The organism is Blautia intestinalis (assembly GCF_014297355.1).
GTDB lineage: Bacteria > Bacillota > Clostridia > Lachnospirales > Lachnospiraceae > Blautia_A > Blautia_A intestinalis.
In genome coordinates, this window is record NZ_JACOQE010000001.1 from 419297 (window position 1) to 439778 (window position 20482).

Here is a 20482-nt window from a genome sequence, read left to right on the forward strand (position 1 = left end):
GAAAGGGAGGATGAAACAATGGGTGACGTTATTTTAACAATGAAGGATATTGATAAGTCCTTTCCTGGTGTTCATGCCCTGGATCACGTTAATTTCGAAGTAAGACGCGGCGAAGTACATGCACTTATGGGAGAGAACGGTGCCGGTAAATCAACACTGATGAAAGTTCTTACCGGTATTTATCAGAAGGATTCCGGTTCTATTACATACAAAGGTCAGGAAGTGGCTTTCCACAATACACGTGAGGCACAGGACAATGGTGTCGTAATCGTACATCAGGAATTAAACATGGTCGGTGACCTGACTGTTGCACAGAACATCTTTATCGGACGTGAGCCGAAAAAGGGTATCCGTGTAGACGATAAGAAGATGATCGAAGATTCAAAGAAATTGTTCAAGGATCTGAACATCGAGATCGACCCAAGAGAAAAGATGAGCAACTTAACAGTTGGTAAACAGCAGATGTGTGAAATCGCAAAAGCTATTTCCCACAAAGCAGAAGTTATCATCTTCGATGAGCCGTCAGCAGCTCTTACAGAAAAAGAAATCGCTGACCTGTTCGTAATCATCAGAGATCTTCGTGAGAAGAACCTCGGTATCGTATATATCTCACATCGTATGGATGAGATCAAAGTCATCACAGACCGTGTAACAGTCATGCGAGATGGTGGATATGTAGGAACTCTGATTACAAAAGACAGTACAAAAGAAGACATCATCAACATGATGGTTGGTCGTGTTATTTATGAAGATCCTAAGGAACACAGCATGGTAGCACCGGATGCACCGGTGGTTCTTAAAGTAGAAAACCTGAATGCAGGTAAGATGGTTCAGGACGTAAGCTTCGAACTGAGAAAAGGTGAGATCCTTGGTTTCTCCGGTCTGATGGGTGCAGGACGTACCGAAACTGCAAGAGCACTGTTTGGAGCCGATCCGAAACAGAGCGGAAAGATTTCCATCATGGACAAACAGAGCGGCCAGCTCAAAGAAGTAACTATCAACAGCCCACAGGATGCTGTTAAATATGGTATCGGTTATCTGTCTGAGGACAGAAGAAGATATGGTGTTGTTGTTCAGAAATCTGTAAATGAAAACACAACACTGGCAACGATGGAGCAGTTCACAAGCGGAATCTTCATCAACAAAGCAAAAGAAAAAGAAGTTTCTGAGAAATACATCAAAGAACTTGCTACAAAGACACCGAACGGTGATCAGCTGGTAGTGAACCTTTCCGGTGGTAACCAGCAGAAAGTCGTTATTGCAAAGTGGCTTACCCGCGACAGTGATATCCTGATCTTCGATGAGCCGACAAGAGGTATCGATGTCGGTGCGAAGAACGAAATTTACAAGTTAATGAGTAAACTGGCAGCAGAAGGAAAATCTATTATCATGATTTCTTCTGAAATGACAGAGATTCTCCGTATGAGTGACCGTATCATTGTAATGTGTGAAGGTAAAGTGACAGGAAATATTGATATTTCTGAGGCAACACAGGAACACATCATGGATAAGGCAACAAGAAATATCAATTAAGGGGAGGACAGTCATGACTAAGAAGAAAAAAAGTATTATAAGTGATCAGAGATTTATTGTTTTACTTGTTATCATTGCACTGTCTGCAATCTTCTCTATTATGAGTAAGGAGTTCAGACAGTATACAACACTCTTAAGTATGTTGGACTTTTCTTACTATGATCTTCTGATGGCAATCGGTGTTACATTCCCGCTTATCACTGGTGGTGTAGACCTGTCAATCGGAACCGGTATGGTGTGTTACGCACTGATCGCCGGAACAATGGTAAGAAGTCACGGATGGCCGGTAGCAGCAGCTATGGTACTTTGCCTGGTACTGGGAATTGCGATCGGAGCACTGAATGGTGTCCTGATCGGAATCATGAACCTGCCGCCATTCCTTGCAACTCTTTGTACATGTATGATCACCCGTGGTGCCGGCTCTCTCTGCAGTGCTACACCATGGCCGGGACTTACACAGGATGGTGGATGGTTCCACACAATCTTCAAGATTACAGTTGGTACAGGAAGAAGCGCTTCCCGTTACCCGATCGGTTTCCTGTGGATGATCATTCTGGTACTTCTGATGGAATTCGTTCTGAACCATACAAAATTCGGACGTTACACCATCGCAATCGGTTCCAACAAAGAAGCAGCAGCTCTTTCAGGAATCAACGTAAAATTCTACCATGTAATGGTTTATGTAGTATGTGGTCTGTTTGTAGGTCTTGCAGCTATCGCTTATGCAGCAGTTACACCTACTGTACAGCCGGGTACCGGTGCCGGACTTGAAATGGATGCGATCGGCGGTGTATTCGTCGGTGGTGTTGCAGCAACCGGTGGTTACGGTTCCGTAATCGGTACATTTGTTGGTATCTTTGTCATCATGCTTCTGAAAACAGGTCTTCCATATGTCGGCCTGCAGGCAAACTGGCAGCAGATCATCACTGGTCTTGTTCTTATCATCGCAGTCCTGATCGATATCATCAAAGAAAAGAAAAAAGCTGCTATGTAAGCAGTATAAAATCAAAGCGGATTACTGTTATCCGCTTTGAAAACTAAAACTTCATAAGGATGTGGGGCGTCAGAAATTTCCTACTGACGTATCATCATAATAAAAAACTATATAATTTATAAGGAGGAAGTAAATTATGAATTTCAAAAAAGTAGTAGCATTAAGCATCTGTGCAGCAATGGTAGCAGGTATGTCTGCATCAACAGTTATGGCCGCTGATCTTCCGGATCAGTTCAAAGATCTCAAAGCAAACGAAGCTTATGAGTTCCCAATGATGGTTAAATCTTTCCAGTCCACATACTGGGATGCAGCTCAGGAAGGTATGAAGATGGCTGCTGAAGAACTTGGTGTTACTTATACAGCACAGGGACCGAACAGTGAGTCCGATATCGCTGACCAGGTTAACATGGTTAACACAGCAATCGCTTCCAACCCGGCTGGATTAGGTCTGGCAGCTTGTGATACATCTTCTGTACTTGACGCTCTTAAGGATTGCGCTGACAAAGGAATCCCGGTTGTAACATTTGATACAGGTATCGCAGATGCTCCGGAAGGATCTATCGCTTGCGAAGTTTGTACAGACAACGCACAGGCTGGTTCTGTAGCAGCAGAAAATATGTATAATGCAATCAAAGATGTTGTAGCTAACGCTGATGGACAGGTTGTTATCGGTGAAGTTAACCAGGATGCTACAGCTCAGAACATTCAGCAGCGTGGTGGCGGATTCATCGACAAAATGATCGAACTGCTTCAGGCTGATGGCAAAACAGTAGCAGTTGCAGGTAACGAATTCTATGTAAACGCAGCTAAAGGTGCTGATGCAACAGAAGCTGACGCAGACGTTGTTATCCAGGTTGCTGTTCCGGCACAGACAACTGTAGAGCTTTGCTCCAATGAAGCTCAGGCTATCCTTTCCAAAGAAAACTGTATCGCTATCTTCGGTTCCAACCAGACAGCAGCAGAAGGTGTTCTTGCAGCTAACGCAAACCTGAACGTTCTTGGTTCTGATGCAGCTAACGGCGACGTTATCGGTGTTGGTTTCGATGCTGGTTCTATCATCAAAGCAGCAGTTCAGGATGGAACATTCCTTGGTGCAGTTACACAGTCTCCTCTGATGATGGGCTACTATGCAATCTACGCTCTGACAGCAGCAGCTAACGGACAGGAACTTGAAGATGTTCCTACAGATGGTTACTGGTATGATTCCACAAACATGGACGACGAGACAATCGCTCCAAACCTGTACGACTAAGACGAATGCAGGCTCGAAACAGAAAGACGATGACTGCTTGCAGTCTTAAGTAAAGGTTGTTTCCCCCCAGGGCATTGCCCTGGGGGTTTTTAAATACCAGAATGAAATGCAGCTCGATTGTGCGATGTTGAGCGCGGCAAATAAAGACACTTTTTTTCACAAACAAGGTTCTTAACATCTGTATTTTTTTAGGATAATATGTTATTATCAAATGTGAAAGAACCCTTTTAGATACAGCGTTTTGCACAAATAAAACCGCTGTACATATCTTACATATTCAGGAGGATTTTACAATGGCAACTTATTATGCAGCAGTAGATATGGGTGCATCCAGTGGACGTCTGATCCTTGGCCATATGGAAAACGGAAAGATCGAACTCGAAGAAATCCATCGTTTTGAGAATGGAATGGTTAAGAAAGACGGCGAACTCTGCTGGGAATTTGACCGTATCTTCAAAGAAATCGTAACAGGTCTTAAGAAATGCAAAGAGATTGGCAAGATTCCGGTAAGCATGGGCGTAGATACCTGGGGCGTAGACTTTGTTCTTCTTGACAAAGACGAAAAAGTAATCGGAAATACTGTCGGATACCGTGATCACCGTACAGAGGGTATGGATGAAGAAGTTTACAAGACTATTTCGCTCGATGAACTGTATGCAAGAACCGGTATCCAGAAAGCTATCTTCAACACTGTATATCAGCTGATGGCAGTTAAGAAAAAACATCCGGAATATCTTGAGCAGGCTGAGACACTGCTTCACGTACCGGATTATTTCCACTTCCTGCTGACAGGCGAGAAGACATGTGAGTATACAGAAGCAACAACAGGTCAGCTTGTAAATGCAGAGACAAAAGACTGGGATTATGAGATCATCGACAGACTCGGATATCCGAGAAGAATGTTCCAGAAGCTGATCATGCCGGGTACAAGCATTGGACATCTTACAGAAGAGCTTCAGAAAGAAATCGGATTTGACGTAGAAGTCGTAGCACCGGCAACTCATGATACAGGATCCGCTGTACTTGCAGTACCGGCAAATGACGACGACTTTATCTATATCAGCTCCGGTACATGGTCTCTGATGGGTATCGAAAGAAAGACTCCGGACTGCTCACCGAAGAGCTGTGAACTGAACTTCACAAACGAAGGTGGATACGCAGGACGTTTCCGCTACCTCAAGAACATCATGGGACTCTGGATGATCCAGTCTGTACGTCATGAAGTAAATGACAAATACAGCTTTGCTGAAATTTGTGCAATGGCAGAAGAAGCAAAAGATTTCCCGTCCAGAGTAGATGCAAATGACGAGTGCTTCCTTTCTCCTGAAAACATGACAGAAGAAGTCAAAGACTACTGCCGCAGAACAGGACAGAAAGTTCCGGAAACAATGGGTGAGATTGCAACTGTTATCTACACCAGCCTTGCAGAATGCTATGCAAAGACAGCAAAAGAACTGGAAGAAAGCACAGGAAGAACCTACAGCCGTATTCATGTAGTCGGCGGTGGTTCCAATGCAGGATACCTCAATGAACTGACAGCAAAAGCAACAGGCAAAGAAGTTCATGCAGGTCCTGGCGAAGCAACTGCAATCGGTAACATTACCGCACAGATGCTTAAAGCCGGAGAGTTTAAATCCATAGAGGAAGCTCGTACAACAATCCACGAGTCCTTTGGAATTAAAATCTATAAATAAGCAAACCAATATTTTATTTAACAATCAATAGGAGGTTTTACTATGTTAGTAAACACAAAAGCAAAAGTCGGTGTATTCTCTATTGCTTTAGGCGCATACCTGCCTCAGTTCCCGTCACTGGTACCTGAGTTTGAAGCACAGTATGAAGCCTTCAAAAAAACAATTCCGGATACAGTAGAAATCATTGACGGAGGAATGGTCACAACTAAAGAACAGTCTATGGAAGCCGGAGATAAATTCCGTGCAGCAGACGTTGACATCGTATTCCTTCAGATGCTGACTTATGCGACATCTTACAATATGCTTCCTGCAATCCGCGATCTGGATGTACCGGTTGTTCTGGTAAACGTTCAGAAGCTCAAAGCACTGGATTATGATCACACAGATATCGCTGCATGGCTTGGCGAAGGTTATGCTTGTGGTGCTGTCGGAGAAGCTGTTGCTGACCTCGAAAGAGCAGGCAAGAGACATGCTGTTATCACCGGTGTTGTAGAAGGCGGAGATCCGGCTGTTCAGGCAGAGATCGAAGACTGGTGCAAGGCAGCACAGGTAAGAAGAAGATTCCGTGATACTAACATTGCTCAGATTGGAAGACCATATCCGGGTATGATGGACCTTTACATTGATGAGACAAACCTGTATAACAGAATGTTCCTGTACACCAAACAGTTTGACTGGGAAAAAATGTGGGCAATCGCTGATGATGTGACAGATGAAGAAGCAATCCGTGCAAAAGCACAGGATATTCTTGATACTTTCGATATCGAAGGCGGCGGCACAATCGAAAAAGTATGGGATATGGCAAAATACGTTGTTGCATTTGAGAAATGGGTAAAAGACGAGCATCTTAGCATGGTTGCTTCTCATTACGACGGATTTGCACAGGGTAAAGCAGGTGTCCTTGACAGTATGCTGATCCCGGCTTTTTCCATGCTGATCAAACAGGGTACAGCATGCGCAGTTGAAGGTGACATGAAAGTTGCTATGGCAATGAGTATCCTCAAGACAATTTCCGGTACAGGCCAGCTTTCTGAAATGTACTCCATCGACTTCAATGATGACATCTGCATCATTGGACATTCCGGAAGTGGAGATGCTGATATTTCCGATAAGAAACCAACTATGAAGATCGTCCCGGTATTCCACGGCAAAACAGGCGGCGGATACCTGACACAGTTCTATCCATATACAGGCCCGGTTACCTATCTTGCAATCACACAGGATGGTGACGGACACTTCAAATTTGTTGTTGCAGAAGGTGTAAACGAAGAGGGACCGATCCTTTCCTTCGGTGATACCAACATGAGAACTCGTTTCACATGTGGTGCAAGAGAATTTGTAAATCGCTGGAGCGAAGCTGGCCCGACACATCACATGGCAGCTGCAACAGGAAGACATATCGACACAATTCTGAAGGTTGCCAAGATCTTCAACATACCGGTTGATATCGTTACAAGATAAGATTTGCCTACCATTTTATTACACACATATTCATATTCAAAAAGGAGATCGCTTTTTAAGCGGTCTCCTTTTTTGCAGGTATTCGTATTTCGACTTCCGTACCACGACCGGGCTCGCTGGAATAAGTAAGTCCGTAGTCTGATCCGTATAGAATTTGCAGACGGCGGTGTGTGTTATAGATAGCAATGTTTGTACCTCCGGAAGTACTGTTTCCGCTGCCGGACAAAATAGTCGAGAGTTTTTCCGGAGTAATTCCGACACCATCATCTGAAATGAGAAGAACAATATCATTGTCTTCTATCCATCCGGTCAGAACAATAGTTCCTGATTTATCAGCTGTTTCAAGGATTCCGTGCAGAACGGAGTTTTCGATGATCGGCTGCAATGTCAGTTTTGGAATGCTGTATTCCAGAAGCTCGTCAGGAATATCTGAGATAAAGGAAATACTGTCGTGATAACGCATATTCTGAATCTGCAGATAAATGGAAACATGCTCGGCCTCCTGGGCAATTGTACTCATATTTTGTTTGCGGCTGAGTGTCAGCTTATAAAAACGTGACAGGCTCTGTACAGCATTGGAAACCTCATCGGTGCGTCCCTGCTGGGCGAGCCAGTTAATCATATCCATTGTGTTATACAAAAAGTGTGGATTGATCTGAGCCTGCAGGGAGTGAAACTCTGCAATACGAAGCTCCTCAGCAGCTTTTGCCTGTTCTTCCATCAGTTGATCCATTTTTCGTGTCATATAGTTGTATGTATCGATCAAATCACCGATTTCATCATGATAGACGGGGCTTGCCATCGGACTTAACGTGCCTTTTCGTACTTTGCTCATCTGATGGATGACGGAAGAAATACGGTTTGTGATCGATCGCGCCATAAAATGGGCAAGGAACAGTGCACAGATCAGAAATCCGAGATACATAAGTACATATTGGACCATGATTCCATTACTCTGCGCGATCAGCGGACCGGACGGAAGGACTGTCACCATAAACCACCCGGGCTGTTTGATATTATAAAAGCCGGCATAAACTTTTGTATCCAGAATATCACGCTCGATAAAATTGTTGGAAGACATAAAAGAGTCTTCGATTGTCTCGTAGTTCAGCAGATAAATTCCGGAAAGGGATTCATCAGAAGAGGCGACGATGGCATTTCGTTCATTAATGATATAAGAAACACTTCCATCGATCGTCAGGTTGTCTTTCAGCATATTATTCAGATGGCTGGACGAAGTGTACAGGGCGATATATGCCTGTCGCGCTTCTCCCTGATAATAAAAAGTTGTGGAAGTGATATAGGCCATATCACCATAGGATTCTTTCTCACGTTCGCCGAGATAAAATTCCGGACAGAAGAGAGAAGACTGATTGGTACCCTGAAAGATACCGTACCAGTAGGTGCCGCGGGCTTTGCTCATCGGAGAAAAATAATCTTTTGTCAGATCATCGGTGAAAAGCCGCACAGACTGCGGTGGAAAGTCCATATAGATCTGGATGCCGGTGATCAGATCAGAAGAAACGAGATCTTTGGCATATGCCTGAAAGTCTTTGGCAGAATCCGTTTCAAGAAACATCTGAAACGGAGAATTGACGGGCTGATGGAACAGTGTCTGAAAAAATTTCTGCTCCGCAATTCCGTCATGTGCATCAATGACTTTTTGCACCAGTTCTTCTACATAAGGTGCAGTCTGGGCACTGGTGTCCTGCTCCTGCCGGATCGTATAAGAGACAACCATGTCATATAGTCTGCCGTAAAAGAACCCCGCCATCATAATAACCGGGATCGTGGCAGTGATCATCAGAACCAGTGTGAATTTGGAACTGAGCTTCATGTCACCGTATGCCAAACGGAGTTTTTTTAAAAATTTCATTGTGTATTCCGCTCCCTGTATTCTGATGGTGAAAAGCCGCTGTATTTCTTGAAACTCTTACCGAAATAGTTGCCGTCACTGTACCCGACACGGGAAGAAATATCGGAAATCTTGAACCGGGCATCTTTGAGAAGCTGTTTTGCTTTTTCCATGCGGTACTCCGTCAGGTACTGGTTCAGCGTCTGACCGGTCTCGCTCTTAAAGAAAGTACACACATAAGAAGTAGACAGGAAGACGTGTTCGCTGATATCTTTGACGGAAAGCGTTTCATGCATATAATTCTGACTGATATAATCCTTGATCAGAAAAATGGTTGGATTTTCCTGCGAGGAAGTTTCTGTCTTGCGGAAAAACTCAGAAGTTTTGTCCACGAGTGTCTGATGTAGTTCAGGGAAGGTGAAACAGTCATCAATTGTTTCGGCGATGCTTTCGACATTACCGGAACCTGCAATTTTTTGCTGATGACGCGCATCCTCCAGACAGAGAAAAAGCTTGTAATACAAGTCTTTGACCGGATTCTGCAGGAAACGGTGATTTTTGAAAAAAGTCTGATACAGCGTCCCCAGAAATTTATTGGCGCCATCGGCATCCTGACGTGAAAGAATATCCGCAAAGGAGCCGGCAGGAGTATCTGCAAACACATTGGTCTGTACATTCGGGATATTTTCCAGAGATTCCGATGTCAGGAGGGAATTTTCCGGGAAGAAATATCCGCTCTGCAAAAGGATAACAGCAGAAGTATAAGTCTGGTAGGCTTTCGGCAGTCCATACACGGTATCGCCGACAGCGATGGTATAGCGGCCGTATTTTTCAAAATGGTTGCACAGAAATTCTCCGGCTGCATGAATCTGGTGGGAAGACGGAGCTTCCTGCGAAAAAAGAAAATAGACCAGATACTGCATTTTCTTTTCGAGATAGATACATTTCGTACGGAACGGTGCAAGGAAGTCTAGAAAATCCTGACAGAAGTCAGCCATCGAGGGTACATTGGCATCCAGAAAAAGATCAGTCTTTACAATGAAAGCTGTGAAATAAGTGTTGTTGTTCATTGTGATGCCAAGTTCAGAAGTCAGGTCGGCGATAGTCTGATTGTTTGTTACGTATGGAAGTGTGAGCTGCAGGGCAAGCCGGGAGGCTGTCTCCATGGAGTGCAGCGTTTCTCCGCGGCGGGAATGGACTTTCTGCTGATAAAGTTCTTTGGCTTCTCGGATGGCATCCTCCATTTCGGAAAGACTGAATGGCTTTTCGATATAATTGACTGCTTTGAGTTTGATGGCAGCCTTGAGATATTCTTTATCGGAATAGCCGCTCATAAAGATGGCAACACTGTCGGGAAGAAATTTTTCCAGACGTTCCAGCATGGTGATACCATCCATGCGGGGCATACGGACATCACACAGGATGATCTCCGGCTTGTGAAGCTTGGCAGTTTCCAGTCCGTGTACACCATCATCGGCCTGAATCACCTCGTCAATTCCGAGAGAGGACCAGTCCAGAGAGGAGATTACACCGGTGCGGGTAAGCTCTTCATCATCTACGATCAGTAATTTCATGGTTTTCTCCTTGCTAGTGAAAAAGCTGTTACTGTTGGATCTGTTTTAATATCTGCTCACAGATCTGTGCGGAACATGGTTCATGAATCTCATTAAAAAGCAGATTGACGCGGTCGCGTTCGGTTTTCCAGTGAGAATCCTCTGTGAGAAGGGCATCCAGAAAACTCTGGAAAGTATCTGGTTTGGGGCCGGGAGTGACTTCGTCATAATCGAAATTCATACCACGTCCGTTCAGATATTCGTTTCGGTCATATGGAAGAAAAATCATTGGTCTGTCAGTAAGCAGATAGTCGATATAAATGCTCGAATAATCGGTGATCAGACAGTCGAAGATGTTGAGGATTCCGGTTACATCCTCTGCCTGTTCGTTGCCGAGGAAACGTATTCTTTTTCCAAGGTAGGGCGCAGCGGATCCCTGTTCGGCAATGTGTGTACGGATAAAAAGAAGCATTTTGTGCTCTTCAAGAAAAGCTTCCATCTGGTTCAGGTCAAAATCATCGAACGGGAAAAGACGTATCTGTCCGTAATCACGAAAAGTCGGTGCATAGAGAATGGTACGTTCAAATTCCGGAAGCTCCGGATAGATCCCGGAAAGAATCGAGGCGGCATCGTTCGGCTGAAACATACCGTCATTTCGAGGCTGTCCCCAGACTCTGATCAGATTTTCGGAAATATCAAAGCTTTCTGCCATAAGTGGTACAAGCGCATGTGAAGTTGTGAGAACGTACGTATAGTTTTCGGAAAAAATCTTCCGGAAATAGACGCGTGCCATCTTTTTGAGGTTCGGATCGAGCAGTGCGATCTTTTTCAGCGGTACGCCGTGCCAGAGATTGATGATCAGTCTGTTTTTGCCGAGACCACTCGCATAGGCAGGGAGACCGGCAGAAGTAAACCACACACCGGCATTCAGAACATAACGGATCCCGGATGCGCTTTCAGTTTCGATAAAGTACTGGCTGCCGTATTCATCAGAAAGCTTCTGGCGAAGAACGGGATCATTGATGACAAAACGGGGTGTGATCTCCGGGAGATTATCTTTTACATATTCAAAAAGATAACGGGAATTATAGTTATAATGCCGGTTATCCGTAGAGGAAAAAATCCAGATATACGGATCCGGTTTCTTTTTTGCAAAGTGCTTCAGAAATTCTGCAAGCACGAGACTTCTGATTTTACTCAAGTTAATGCGTCCTTTCTGAATGAGAAATGTGTGTGCAGTCTTCAATCAGTGCTTCGGTCTGAGCTGCAGATGCAGCATTAATCCTGTCGAAATCAATCTGAACCGGCTGGACCTTTCCTTCAGCAAAAAGCTGCATTCCGTGAAGAATACCTTCTTCAGAATTATCGACAAGAGTTCCCTGATATTCCGTCATAAAACCGTGGCAGCCGTTGACATCGCAGGCCATAAGCGGAAGTCCAAGTGAGGCGGCTTCCATAAGTACGATCGGGCGTCCTTCATAAAAAGAAGAGAGCAGAAACAGGTCGCAGTTTTTCAGAACCGGCATAGGATTCTGCATGGAGTAGATTAAAATAATATGATCAGATGCAGCGAGGCTTTTTGCATGTGCAACAGCATCCTCATAGAGAGTACCAACGCCGCCGATGATGATGAGCCAGGTATCCGGATGAGAAGCCCGGTAGGTGTTGAATGCATTCATCAGACGGACATGGCCTTTTTCCGGAGAATAACGGCCGATGCTGATAAATTTTGTATCATTGCCGGACAGAACAGCGGAAAGCTGATCGACAGAAACGGTGGATTTCGTTGTTTCCTGAAAAACAAGCGGTTCCTCACTGCGCTTAATGACACTTTGGTAGTCGTGACAGTTGTTGATCACGGTAACTCTGGCCGGATCCGCGCCAATACCATGGATCGTTGAATCCAGAATGTCATCACTTACAGTAACGATATGGTCGTATTTCTGATAAGCCTCCCGGAGGAGATGTATATTCTGGTTTCCTTTTGTGCGGATCTCGTTAACCATGTCGTTGTGAACCCAGATTGTCCGCCCACATGGTGATTCCTCAAAAAGAGAGGTAATGTAAGCTTCGTAACCATTGTAATGGATCACGGCAGAAAAATCAGTACTGCCGAAATGCTTTTTCCATTCGCGGTGGTAAGCAATATGGATCCGTCTGTTTATAGAATTAGTGTTTGCACCGCGCATTTTGCGCATCAGTGCAAAACCGGTGAGAATATCCATATTCATTTCGCTGGATAATGGATAGATACCGATATGATCCGGAATACGATCCATTCTTTCAGGATGATCTTTGACAGAAATCAGGCGGAAAGACAAAAAGTAATTGTATTTTGTAAGATCCAGCTCGTGGAGCATCGCGTAAAGCGCACTGGTGATACCGTTCTGATCGAGGTCACCACCGTAGAGCAGGATGTTTTTCTTCCCATTTCCGGTGTATTTCTTCTGGCGACAGCAGTCTTCGTGAAGGAATACCTGACGGCAGATTTTTTCGGCACCGTGACCGTCTTCATAGGAAGCATATTTTTCCATAAATGCCTCATCCGGAGTACCAGCGTCAGCATGTGCATATGGAATGACTTCGGCAGCGTCTTCTGTGTAATGAAACGGATAAGTCTCAATGTCTTCATACATTCCGCGGGTGCTTTCGTATTCTGCACGGTCGTAGGCAAAGAAGATGACTTTTTTGCCGGTGTTTGCATAGTCGTAAAAGACACTGGAATAATCTGTGATCAGTACATCACAGAGATTTAAGCCTTCATAGGTATCCCAGTCGGTCGGGAAAGCGCGGATATGACGGTAACCGTCAAAAGATTCAGAACCATGAAGGAAAGGATGCAATTTAATAAGAAGAATCTCGTCATCCTTTAACTGGCTGTCCCAGAGAGCGAGATTGGCAGAAAGTGTTTCCATGTATTCCTGACGTTCTACCTGATTAAAAATACCGCGGTAGGTCGGAAAGTAGGTAAGCAGTGTCTTACCGGCGAAACCAGCGCGCTCTTTCATAGAAAGATCAGGTTTCTGACGGAAAATATCGTTGCGCGGATAGCCTTCGCGAAGTACGGTACCTCTGTACAGACTGTTGAGCATGTAGGCTCCGGACATTTTTTCTTCCATGAAGCGGTTCGGAAAGACAATATAGTCGGAATCCAGAAGGTTACGGAGAACATTTCCCATCGTCACCATCTCCGGACGGTTGTCACGGCCCATTTTTTTGAGAGGGGTACCATGCCAGGTGTTCATATAGATCTGTCCTTCTTTTTTGACAAATCTGCCGGGAAAAGAGGAATCGTTGACCAGATAACCGGCGCGGCTTAAGGCACGGTAATAGGAGACAGATCCTGTATGCACAAAAGAAACTCCCTGAATGGAGTTTTTACGCAGCTTTTCTTTGATTTCGGATTCGGCATTTTTACGTACCGAAAGTACGAGGTTGAAATTTTTGTATGGTTCTCTGGATAACTCCTTTAATAAGGAAAGAATATTACTCTCGAGAGCACCGCCGCTTCTGGATTCAAGAAGAATCATGTGGGGATCAAGAGAATTATTTTCATAAAAGGAGTTATAAAAAGGATACCAGCTTCCGTTTTTTAATTTTTTTTTGACTTTATTGAGAAAGCTCATTTGTCCGGATTCCCTTCAAATTTAATATATTAAATATAACAAAAGCCAAAACTTATGTCAATCTTACACGAAGACGCACGAGTATAACTGGAAAAAACTCACATAGAAAGAGTAAAATTTTACACATATACCGTAAAATTTTGCCTAAAATAGAAAAAGATATTACCCTGATTCGAAATATTTTCCTGTTTAGGGTGAAAGATTTTACTGTTATAATAATAACAGATTTAAGAAAAGGGAGGAAAGAGCCGTGTCTGAATATGTTCTTGAACTTAAAGGCATAACAAAGATTTTCCCGGGCGTTAAGGCACTGAACAACGTACAGTTTCAGTTAAAACCTGGTGAAGTTCACGCACTTATGGGCGAAAACGGCGCTGGTAAATCTACATTTATTAAGGTTATTACCGGTGTACATAAGGCAGAAGAAGGCGAAATGTTCTTAAATGGCCAGAAGGTTGACTTCAAAGGACCGAAAGATGCACAGGCAGCAGGTATCGCAGCCGTATATCAGCATCCGACATCCTATCCGCATCTGACCGTTGCAGAAAATATTTTCATGGGACATGAGATCATCAAAAACAGAATGATCCAGTGGAAAGCCATGAACACAGAAGCAAACAAACTTCTGAAACAGCTGGATGCAGATTTTGATGCAACAGCAGAGATGGGTACTTTAAGTGTTGCTCAGCAGCAGATGGTTGAGATCGCAAAGGCAATGTCCACTAACGCAAGAATCATCATTCTTGATGAGCCTACTGCAGCACTGACAAGATCCGAATCTGAGAAGCTTTATACACTGGTTGACAAATTAAAAGCTGACGGTGTTTCCATTATCTTCATTTCCCACCGTTTTGAAGATATGTATCGTCTGGCATCCAGAGTTACTGTATTCCGTGATTCCCAGTACATCGGAACATACGATGTTGACGGAATTACAAATGCAGACCTGATCAAAGCAATGGTTGGTCGTGAGATCAAAGATCTGTTCCCGAAACCGGAAGTAAAACTCGGAGACGAGATGCTGAAAGTTGAGAATCTTTCCAGAACAGGTTACTTCAAAGATGTATCCTTCAGCGTTCGCGCCGGCGAGATCCTTGGACTTACCGGTCTGGTAGGTGCAGGACGTACAGAAACAGTAGAAGCTGTCTGTGGTATCACCCAGCCGGATTCCGGTAAAGTATATCTGGAAGGCAAAGAAGTTCATATCAAAAAACCATCTGATGCAATGGAAAAAGGTATCATCCTTCTTCCGGAAGACCGTCAGAAAGAAGGCCTGATCATGAGCTGGGGACTTGGAAGAAACGTAACACTTCCTACCATCAGCAAATATGCGAAGAGCGGAATCAATGATGAAAAGACAGAACGTGATCTTGCCAAGAAACTTCTCGAAGAAGTTGATACAAAGGCAGTTGATATCTTCCAGCCGGCAAGCTCTCTTTCCGGTGGTAACCAGCAGAAAGTTGTTGTTGCCAAGGCATTAAGCCAGGAAATGAAAGTTGTTATCATGGATGAGCCTACCAAAGGTGTAGACGTAGGTGCCAAAGCTGAAATCTATGCGATCATGGGAGATCTTGCAAAGAAAGGATATGCAATCATCCTGATTTCTTCTGAAATGCCTGAGATCCTCGGTATGGCAGACCGTATTGTCGTTATGTGTAACGGACGTAAGACCGGTGAACTGAACCGTGGCGAAGCTACACAGGAGAGAATCCTTGAACTTGCCATGGAAAAAGGACATACAGGGGGTGCTGAATAATGGAAAAGAAATCAGTTATGAAAAAGATCACAGGCTCCCGTGAAGCACTGCTTGCGATTGTCCTGATCGTTCTTTTTGTAATCATTACAGCAATCAACCCATCATTCCTGACTCCTAAGTCACTGATGGATATGCTGAAAAATAATGCAGTAACAATGGTAATGTCACTTGGTATGCTGTGTGTAATGCTTGTTGGCGGAATCGATATTTCTATCATGTCAACACTTGCACTTTCCGGTATGAGCATTGGTATGCTTCTGAAATATGAACATATCTCCAGCACATTCCTCGCATTCGTGATCGCAATTGCAATCGGTATCGTCTGCGGAGCAGTCGTTGGTCTGATCATCTCAAGAGCAGATGTACCTCCGATCATTGCAACCATGGGCTTCATGTACATCTACCGTGCACTTGGTTATCAGGTATCTCACGGTGGTGAATGGGCAAGTGCTGCTGCACTTGGAAATTTCAAGAATTTCGCAACAACAAAATTCCTCGGATTAAACTGTGTTATCTGGGTAATTATTGTATGCTATGTATTCTTCTTCTGGTTTATGAAATGGACCAGAACAGGCCGTATGATCTATGCAGTCGGAAGTAACCCGAGTGCAGCAGAAGTATCCGGTATCAATGTAAAAAATATCAAATTACTTGTTTATACAATCATGGGTCTTCTCGCAGGTCTCGGCGGTGCACTTCAGGTTTCTGTATATGCATCCGCAATGCCTGATATGCAGTACGGCGGTGAGATGGACGTTATCGCAGCCTGCGTTATCGGTGGTGTAAGCATGAACGGTGGACGTGGTACAGTAGTAGGTGCTTTGCTCGGATCCCTGATCCTTGCAACAATCGCAAAAGCACTTCCGCTGATTCCATTCTTCAATCAGTTATGGCTGAATACCATCAAGGGTGTTATCATCCTCGTCGTAGTAGTAATGAACGTAATCCTGCAGCGTATCGCTGATAAGAATGCACTGAAAGGAAGGGAGATGTAATCATGGCTGGAAAATCTGGAAGAAGTATTAATAATGTGCCGGAAAGCCCAGTGAAGAAAATGATCTTCTCCTGGGAGGGAATATTGGTTCTGCTGTTTATCGCGGTCAATATTTTCTGTGCAATGTTTTCTGAATATTATAACATGAGCAGTCTGCTTCGTCAGATGCCTGTTTATCTGGCAGAAGTATTCATGATGTTGCCGATGGCATACATCCTGGTACTTGGCGAGATCGACATCTCTGTAGGTGCGATCGTTTGCCTTTCTGCAACAATGAGCTGTATTGTCTGCAATACAAATGCTCCGTTTATCGTAGTAGTGATCACAGCACTTGGTGTTGGTACTATCTGCGGTGCGATCAACGGCTTTATCCTCACTAAATTCCAGGAACTGCCGCCAATGATCGTTACACTTGCAACACAGATTATCTTCCGTGGTATTTCCGAGATCGTACTTGGAAGCGGCGGTAGTATTTCTGCAAGCAACACAGACGGCTTCCGTGCAATCGGCGGAAAAGTCGGAGATATTCCATACATTCTGTTCCTCGTAGTTATTCTTTCTGTAATCTTTGCCGTAATCCTTGGCAAGAGCACATTCGGACGTCGTGTATATGCAATCGGTACAAACCGTCTGACAGCATATTACTCAGGTGTTCATGTACAGAAGATCCGTTTCATCATCTACACGATCATGGGTACAGTTTCCGGACTGTGTGCACTGTTTCTGGTTTCTTCTTCATACGGTGCAAATACAACAACCGGTAACGGATTTGAAATGGATGCTATCGCAATGGCAGTATTCGGTGGTATCTCCTCTACAGGTGGTAAAGGTAATATCGCAGGTGGATTTATTTCCGCATTCATCATCGTTTGCCTCCGCGTAGGTCTTGGTCAGAGAAACGTCAATGCACAGGTTATCCTGCTGATCATCGGTGTTCTTCTGATTGCAGCAGTAGCTCTTCCGAATATCATCGGAAATGCAAAAAAAGCATTAAGCATGAAGAAAAACTAAATAAGGTATTACAATAATCACGTAAGTAGCTGCTCTCTTGTAGCAGGGGAGCAGTTGCAAATAAAAACTATATTTTTCCAAGGGAGGAAAACAAAATGAACAAAAAAGTTATTAGCGCACTTCTTTGTGGAGCAATGGTACTTGGCTGTGCAGCACCTGTAATGGCAGCTGACAAAGCTGGAGACGGACAGAAGATCGCACTGGTTGGTAAATCAGCTGGTAACGCATTCTTCGAAATCGCTGCAAAAGCATTCAAAGAAACAGCAGAAGCTGAAGGTGCAACTGTAGATGTTGTTTACCCGGAAGCTGCAACAGCAGATGCTCAGATCAAAGTTCTTGACAACCTGATTTCCCAGCAGCCAGATGCAATCTGCATCTCCGCAAACGACGTTAACGCTCTTCAGGCTAAACTGGAAGAAGCTATGGACGCTGGAATCAAAGTATCTTCTTTCGACTCCGCTCCGAATAAAGACAGCCGTCAGGTATTCGTAAACCAGGCTGGTACACAGGCAGTTGGACAGGCTCTTATGGATGCAGTTCTTGACATCTCCGGTGGAGAAGGACAGTTCGCTATCCTTTCTGCAACATCTCAGTCTGCAAACCAGAACGCATGGATCGACGCTATGAAATCCATCATGGAAGGCGATGAGAAATACAGCAAACTGGAACTTGTAGAAGTAGCTTATGGTGATGATGAACCTCAGAAATCTACAGACCAGACAGCAGCTCTTCTTCAGAACTACCCAGATCTGAAAGTTATCTGCGCACCTACAACTGTTGGTATCGCTGCTGCAGCTAAATACCTTCAGGACAACGAATCTGCTTGCAAACTGACAGGTCTTGGACTTCCGTCTGAAATGCAGGAATACACAGGTGATGACGATGCACACAGCTGCCCATACTTCTATCTGTGGGATATGGAAGGCCTTGGAAAACTTTCCGCATATGCAACAATGGCACTTGTAAAAGGTGACATCACTGGTGCAGTTGATGAAACATTCACAGCTGGTGACATGGGTGAATTCACAATCACAACAGCTGATGACGAAGGAACAGAAATCGTTCTTGGTGAGCCACTTCAGTTCACACCAGACAACGTAGCTGACTACGCTAAACTGTACTAATCAGCGCGTTTGGAGAAGCTAAAGTTTTTCTGAATATGATAAATCCTTAAAAACAGGGGCGGAGCCGTAAGGCTTCGCTCTTGTTTTGCCTGAGCTTATATTGCTTTATCCTGCCTGTGCGTGTTAAAATAAGGCTGACAGTAACATGAGGAATAGCAGGAGGAAACATGCAGCAGGCTCTTTTGGATCATTTGAGAATCATAACAGAAGAAGAACAGCGGATACTGGACGGTGTGGCGGAGGTGGATAAGGATCTGTATACATCCGGGAAAGATTTTACAGTGGACAGTTCAAAAATGTTGAACGAAGGTAAGCTGATCGCTGTGCGTACACACACTCGTTTTGTTCATTTTCCGGCACACAGACATAATTTTATTGAGGTTCTGTATGTCTGTCAGGGACAGCTCACCAATATTATCGGCGGCAAAGAGGTGGTGATCCGGCAGGGCGAGCTCCTTTTTCTGAATCAGTATACAAGACATGAAATCCTTCCGGCAGGGGAGGAAGATATTGCAATCAACTTTATGATTCTTCCGGAATTTTTTGATGTGGCATATACAATGGCGGGAAATAATAATGTTCTTGCGGATTTCCTTGTGAATGTGCTGCGTCAGGATGATGAAAGGGGAGAATACCTTCATTTCAAGGTGGCGGAGGTATTGCAGATTCAGAACCTTCTCGAAAATATGATCTATTCACTTGTAACCGGCAGGGGTGACCAGAACCGCATCAATCAGACAACAATGGGACTTATTTTCCTGTATCTTCTGGAGTCTGTGCAGTATGCAGAAATGCGACTTCCGAATCAGTACGAAAATATGATCGCAATGACTACTCTGGACTATATTGAGCAGGAGTACAGGACAGCAACGCTTACAGAGCTTTGTGAGCAGCTGCATCTGCCGATGCACATGCTGAGCAAGATGATCAAGAAAAATACAGGCTTCAATTTTAAGGAGCTTTTGCAGCGCAAGAGATTGAACAAGGCAGTTGAGCTGATGTGTGAGACGGATCTTCCGATCAGTGATATCATTGCGGCGGTCGGTTACGAAAATGGCAGCTATTTTCATCGTGTATTTAAAGAACGATATCATACGACACCACGTGCGTTCCGTGTGGCAAACGACAAAGAAGAACGCGTACGTCTGTAAAAATCAGCAGTACCCGGCTGGAAATTCAGAAATAAAATAATTTTGCAGAATATAAAAAGGGACACACAGTTACGGAGAAAACCGATACTGCGATGTCCCTTTGGATTTTATTTTATCATTTGTAATGGACTGGAATGTCCGGAAATTATGTAGAACCCGAATGCAGAGAAACTGCCGTTCTGAATTGCTTTGCTCACTTCTCTTTCGTGTCCTGTTCTTTTGTACATAATTTAAAATCTGCGTTCAGTATATCACATGGCAAGGTTTTTGACAAGCTCGATATCTGACGCTTTTACTTTGAGATTTGTTTCTATTACTTTTCCCTCAGCGGTTGTGATCTTGATTTCAATCAGTGTGTCTTCTTTGACAGCAGTAGCTGCTGCCTGAAGAAACTTCGGGAATTTCGGATGATTCCGGGTGAATGTTGCCCAGGAATTTTTAAGCTGCATTAAATTTCCAAGATTCATGTAAGTACCTC

Annotated in this window: 15 protein-coding genes; 10 read left to right on the top strand and 5 right to left on the bottom strand. The window is 44.1% G+C overall.

The annotated features are described in order from the left end of the window. Positions 1-18: 18 nt before the first annotated feature. The 5 genes from H8Z79_RS01860 (at position 19) to H8Z79_RS01880 (ending at position 6934) form a co-directional block, all read left to right on the top strand. Positions 19-1533, top strand: coding sequence for a sugar ABC transporter ATP-binding protein (locus H8Z79_RS01860; RefSeq protein ID WP_015542077.1), 1515 nt, complete (start codon positions 19-21; stop codon positions 1531-1533). Positions 1534-1546: 13 nt separating this feature from the next. Further along, positions 1547-2527, top strand: coding sequence for an ABC transporter permease (locus tag H8Z79_RS01865; RefSeq protein WP_015542078.1), 981 nt, complete (start codon positions 1547-1549; stop codon positions 2525-2527). 136 nt (positions 2528-2663) lie between these two features. Beyond that, entirely contained in the window at positions 2664-3779 is a 1116-nt protein-coding gene (locus tag H8Z79_RS01870; protein ID WP_118040093.1) for a substrate-binding domain-containing protein, read from the top strand. A 293-nt stretch (positions 3780-4072) separates the two neighbouring features. After that, positions 4073-5473 (top strand): rhamnulokinase, encoded by a 1401-nt coding sequence (rhaB, locus tag H8Z79_RS01875; RefSeq protein WP_118040091.1) that lies wholly within the window; start codon positions 4073-4075, stop codon positions 5471-5473. 42 nt (positions 5474-5515) lie between these two features. Further along, a complete protein-coding gene (locus tag H8Z79_RS01880; protein ID WP_118040089.1) occupies positions 5516-6934 on the top strand; it encodes an arabinose isomerase in 1419 nt (472 codons plus the stop codon). A 55-nt stretch (positions 6935-6989) separates the two neighbouring features. Here the strand turns inward: H8Z79_RS01880 and H8Z79_RS01885 are convergent, their stop codons facing one another. The 4 genes from H8Z79_RS01885 to H8Z79_RS01900 are packed head-to-tail and all read right to left on the bottom strand — an operon-like array spanning position 6990 to position 13968. Further along, positions 6990-8810 carry a sensor histidine kinase gene (locus H8Z79_RS01885; RefSeq protein ID WP_118040087.1) on the bottom strand — a complete coding sequence of 607 codons (1821 nt, stop codon included), beginning with the start codon at positions 8808-8810 and terminating at the stop codon, positions 6990-6992. Next, positions 8807-10363: a response regulator transcription factor gene (locus tag H8Z79_RS01890; RefSeq protein WP_118040085.1), complete on the bottom strand. Its 1557-nt coding sequence runs from the start codon at positions 10361-10363 to the stop codon at positions 8807-8809. Before H8Z79_RS01890 ends, H8Z79_RS01885 begins: the two co-directional genes overlap by 4 nt. 28 nt (positions 10364-10391) lie before the next feature. After that, positions 10392-11543 carry a CDP-glycerol glycerophosphotransferase family protein gene (locus H8Z79_RS01895; RefSeq protein ID WP_118040083.1) on the bottom strand — a complete coding sequence of 384 codons (1152 nt, stop codon included), beginning with the start codon at positions 11541-11543 and terminating at the stop codon, positions 10392-10394. Between the two features lies 1 nt (position 11544). Then, complete coding sequence (locus H8Z79_RS01900; RefSeq protein ID WP_118040081.1) at positions 11545-13968, bottom strand: CDP-glycerol glycerophosphotransferase family protein; 2424 nt, start codon at positions 13966-13968, stop codon at positions 11545-11547. Between the two features lie 250 nt (positions 13969-14218). Between H8Z79_RS01900 and H8Z79_RS01905 the strand changes: the two genes are divergently transcribed. The 5 genes from H8Z79_RS01905 to H8Z79_RS01925 all read left to right on the top strand — a co-directional run bounded on the left by H8Z79_RS01905 (position 14219) and on the right by H8Z79_RS01925 (position 20004). Beyond that, positions 14219-15724, top strand: a complete 1506-nt coding sequence (locus H8Z79_RS01905) for a sugar ABC transporter ATP-binding protein (protein ID WP_117942626.1) — start codon at positions 14219-14221, stop codon at positions 15722-15724. Further along, complete coding sequence (locus H8Z79_RS01910) at positions 15724-16719, top strand: ABC transporter permease (protein ID WP_118040078.1); 996 nt, start codon at positions 15724-15726, stop codon at positions 16717-16719. Before H8Z79_RS01905 ends, H8Z79_RS01910 begins: the two co-directional genes overlap by 1 nt. A gap of 2 nt (positions 16720-16721) precedes the next feature. Continuing rightward, a complete protein-coding gene (locus H8Z79_RS01915) occupies positions 16722-17729 on the top strand; it encodes an ABC transporter permease (protein ID WP_118040076.1) in 1008 nt (335 codons plus the stop codon). Positions 17730-17824: 95 nt separating this feature from the next. After that, positions 17825-18853 carry a substrate-binding domain-containing protein gene (locus tag H8Z79_RS01920; protein WP_118040074.1) on the top strand — a complete coding sequence of 343 codons (1029 nt, stop codon included), beginning with the start codon at positions 17825-17827 and terminating at the stop codon, positions 18851-18853. 167 nt (positions 18854-19020) lie between these two features. Beyond that, positions 19021-20004, top strand: coding sequence for an AraC family transcriptional regulator (locus H8Z79_RS01925; protein ID WP_118040072.1), 984 nt, complete (start codon positions 19021-19023; stop codon positions 20002-20004). Between the two features lie 251 nt (positions 20005-20255). Here the strand turns inward: H8Z79_RS01925 and H8Z79_RS01930 are convergent, their stop codons facing one another. Further along, complete coding sequence (locus H8Z79_RS01930; RefSeq protein WP_015542090.1) at positions 20256-20471, bottom strand: hypothetical protein; 216 nt, start codon at positions 20469-20471, stop codon at positions 20256-20258. Positions 20472-20482: the final 11 nt, after the last annotated feature.

Coding starts and splice junctions, on each gene's coding strand:
- H8Z79_RS01880 (WP_118040089.1), top strand. CDS start 5,516: ATGTTAGTAAACACAAAAGCAAAAGTCGGTGTATTCTCTATTGCTTTA.
- H8Z79_RS01930 (WP_015542090.1), bottom strand. CDS start 20,471: ATGAATCTTGGAAATTTAATGCAGCTTAAAAATTCCTGGGCAACATTC.
- H8Z79_RS01910 (WP_118040078.1), top strand. CDS start 15,724: ATGGAAAAGAAATCAGTTATGAAAAAGATCACAGGCTCCCGTGAAGCA.
- H8Z79_RS01890 (WP_118040085.1), bottom strand. CDS start 10,363: ATGAAATTACTGATCGTAGATGATGAAGAGCTTACCCGCACCGGTGTA.
- rhaB (WP_118040091.1), top strand. CDS start 4,073: ATGGCAACTTATTATGCAGCAGTAGATATGGGTGCATCCAGTGGACGT.
- H8Z79_RS01860 (WP_015542077.1), top strand. CDS start 19: ATGGGTGACGTTATTTTAACAATGAAGGATATTGATAAGTCCTTTCCT.
- H8Z79_RS01925 (WP_118040072.1), top strand. CDS start 19,021: ATGCAGCAGGCTCTTTTGGATCATTTGAGAATCATAACAGAAGAAGAA.
- H8Z79_RS01885 (WP_118040087.1), bottom strand. CDS start 8,810: ATGAAATTTTTAAAAAAACTCCGTTTGGCATACGGTGACATGAAGCTC.
- H8Z79_RS01915 (WP_118040076.1), top strand. CDS start 16,722: ATGGCTGGAAAATCTGGAAGAAGTATTAATAATGTGCCGGAAAGCCCA.
- H8Z79_RS01900 (WP_118040081.1), bottom strand. CDS start 13,968: ATGAGCTTTCTCAATAAAGTCAAAAAAAAATTAAAAAACGGAAGCTGG.
- H8Z79_RS01920 (WP_118040074.1), top strand. CDS start 17,825: ATGAACAAAAAAGTTATTAGCGCACTTCTTTGTGGAGCAATGGTACTT.
- H8Z79_RS01870 (WP_118040093.1), top strand. CDS start 2,664: ATGAATTTCAAAAAAGTAGTAGCATTAAGCATCTGTGCAGCAATGGTA.
- H8Z79_RS01865 (WP_015542078.1), top strand. CDS start 1,547: ATGACTAAGAAGAAAAAAAGTATTATAAGTGATCAGAGATTTATTGTT.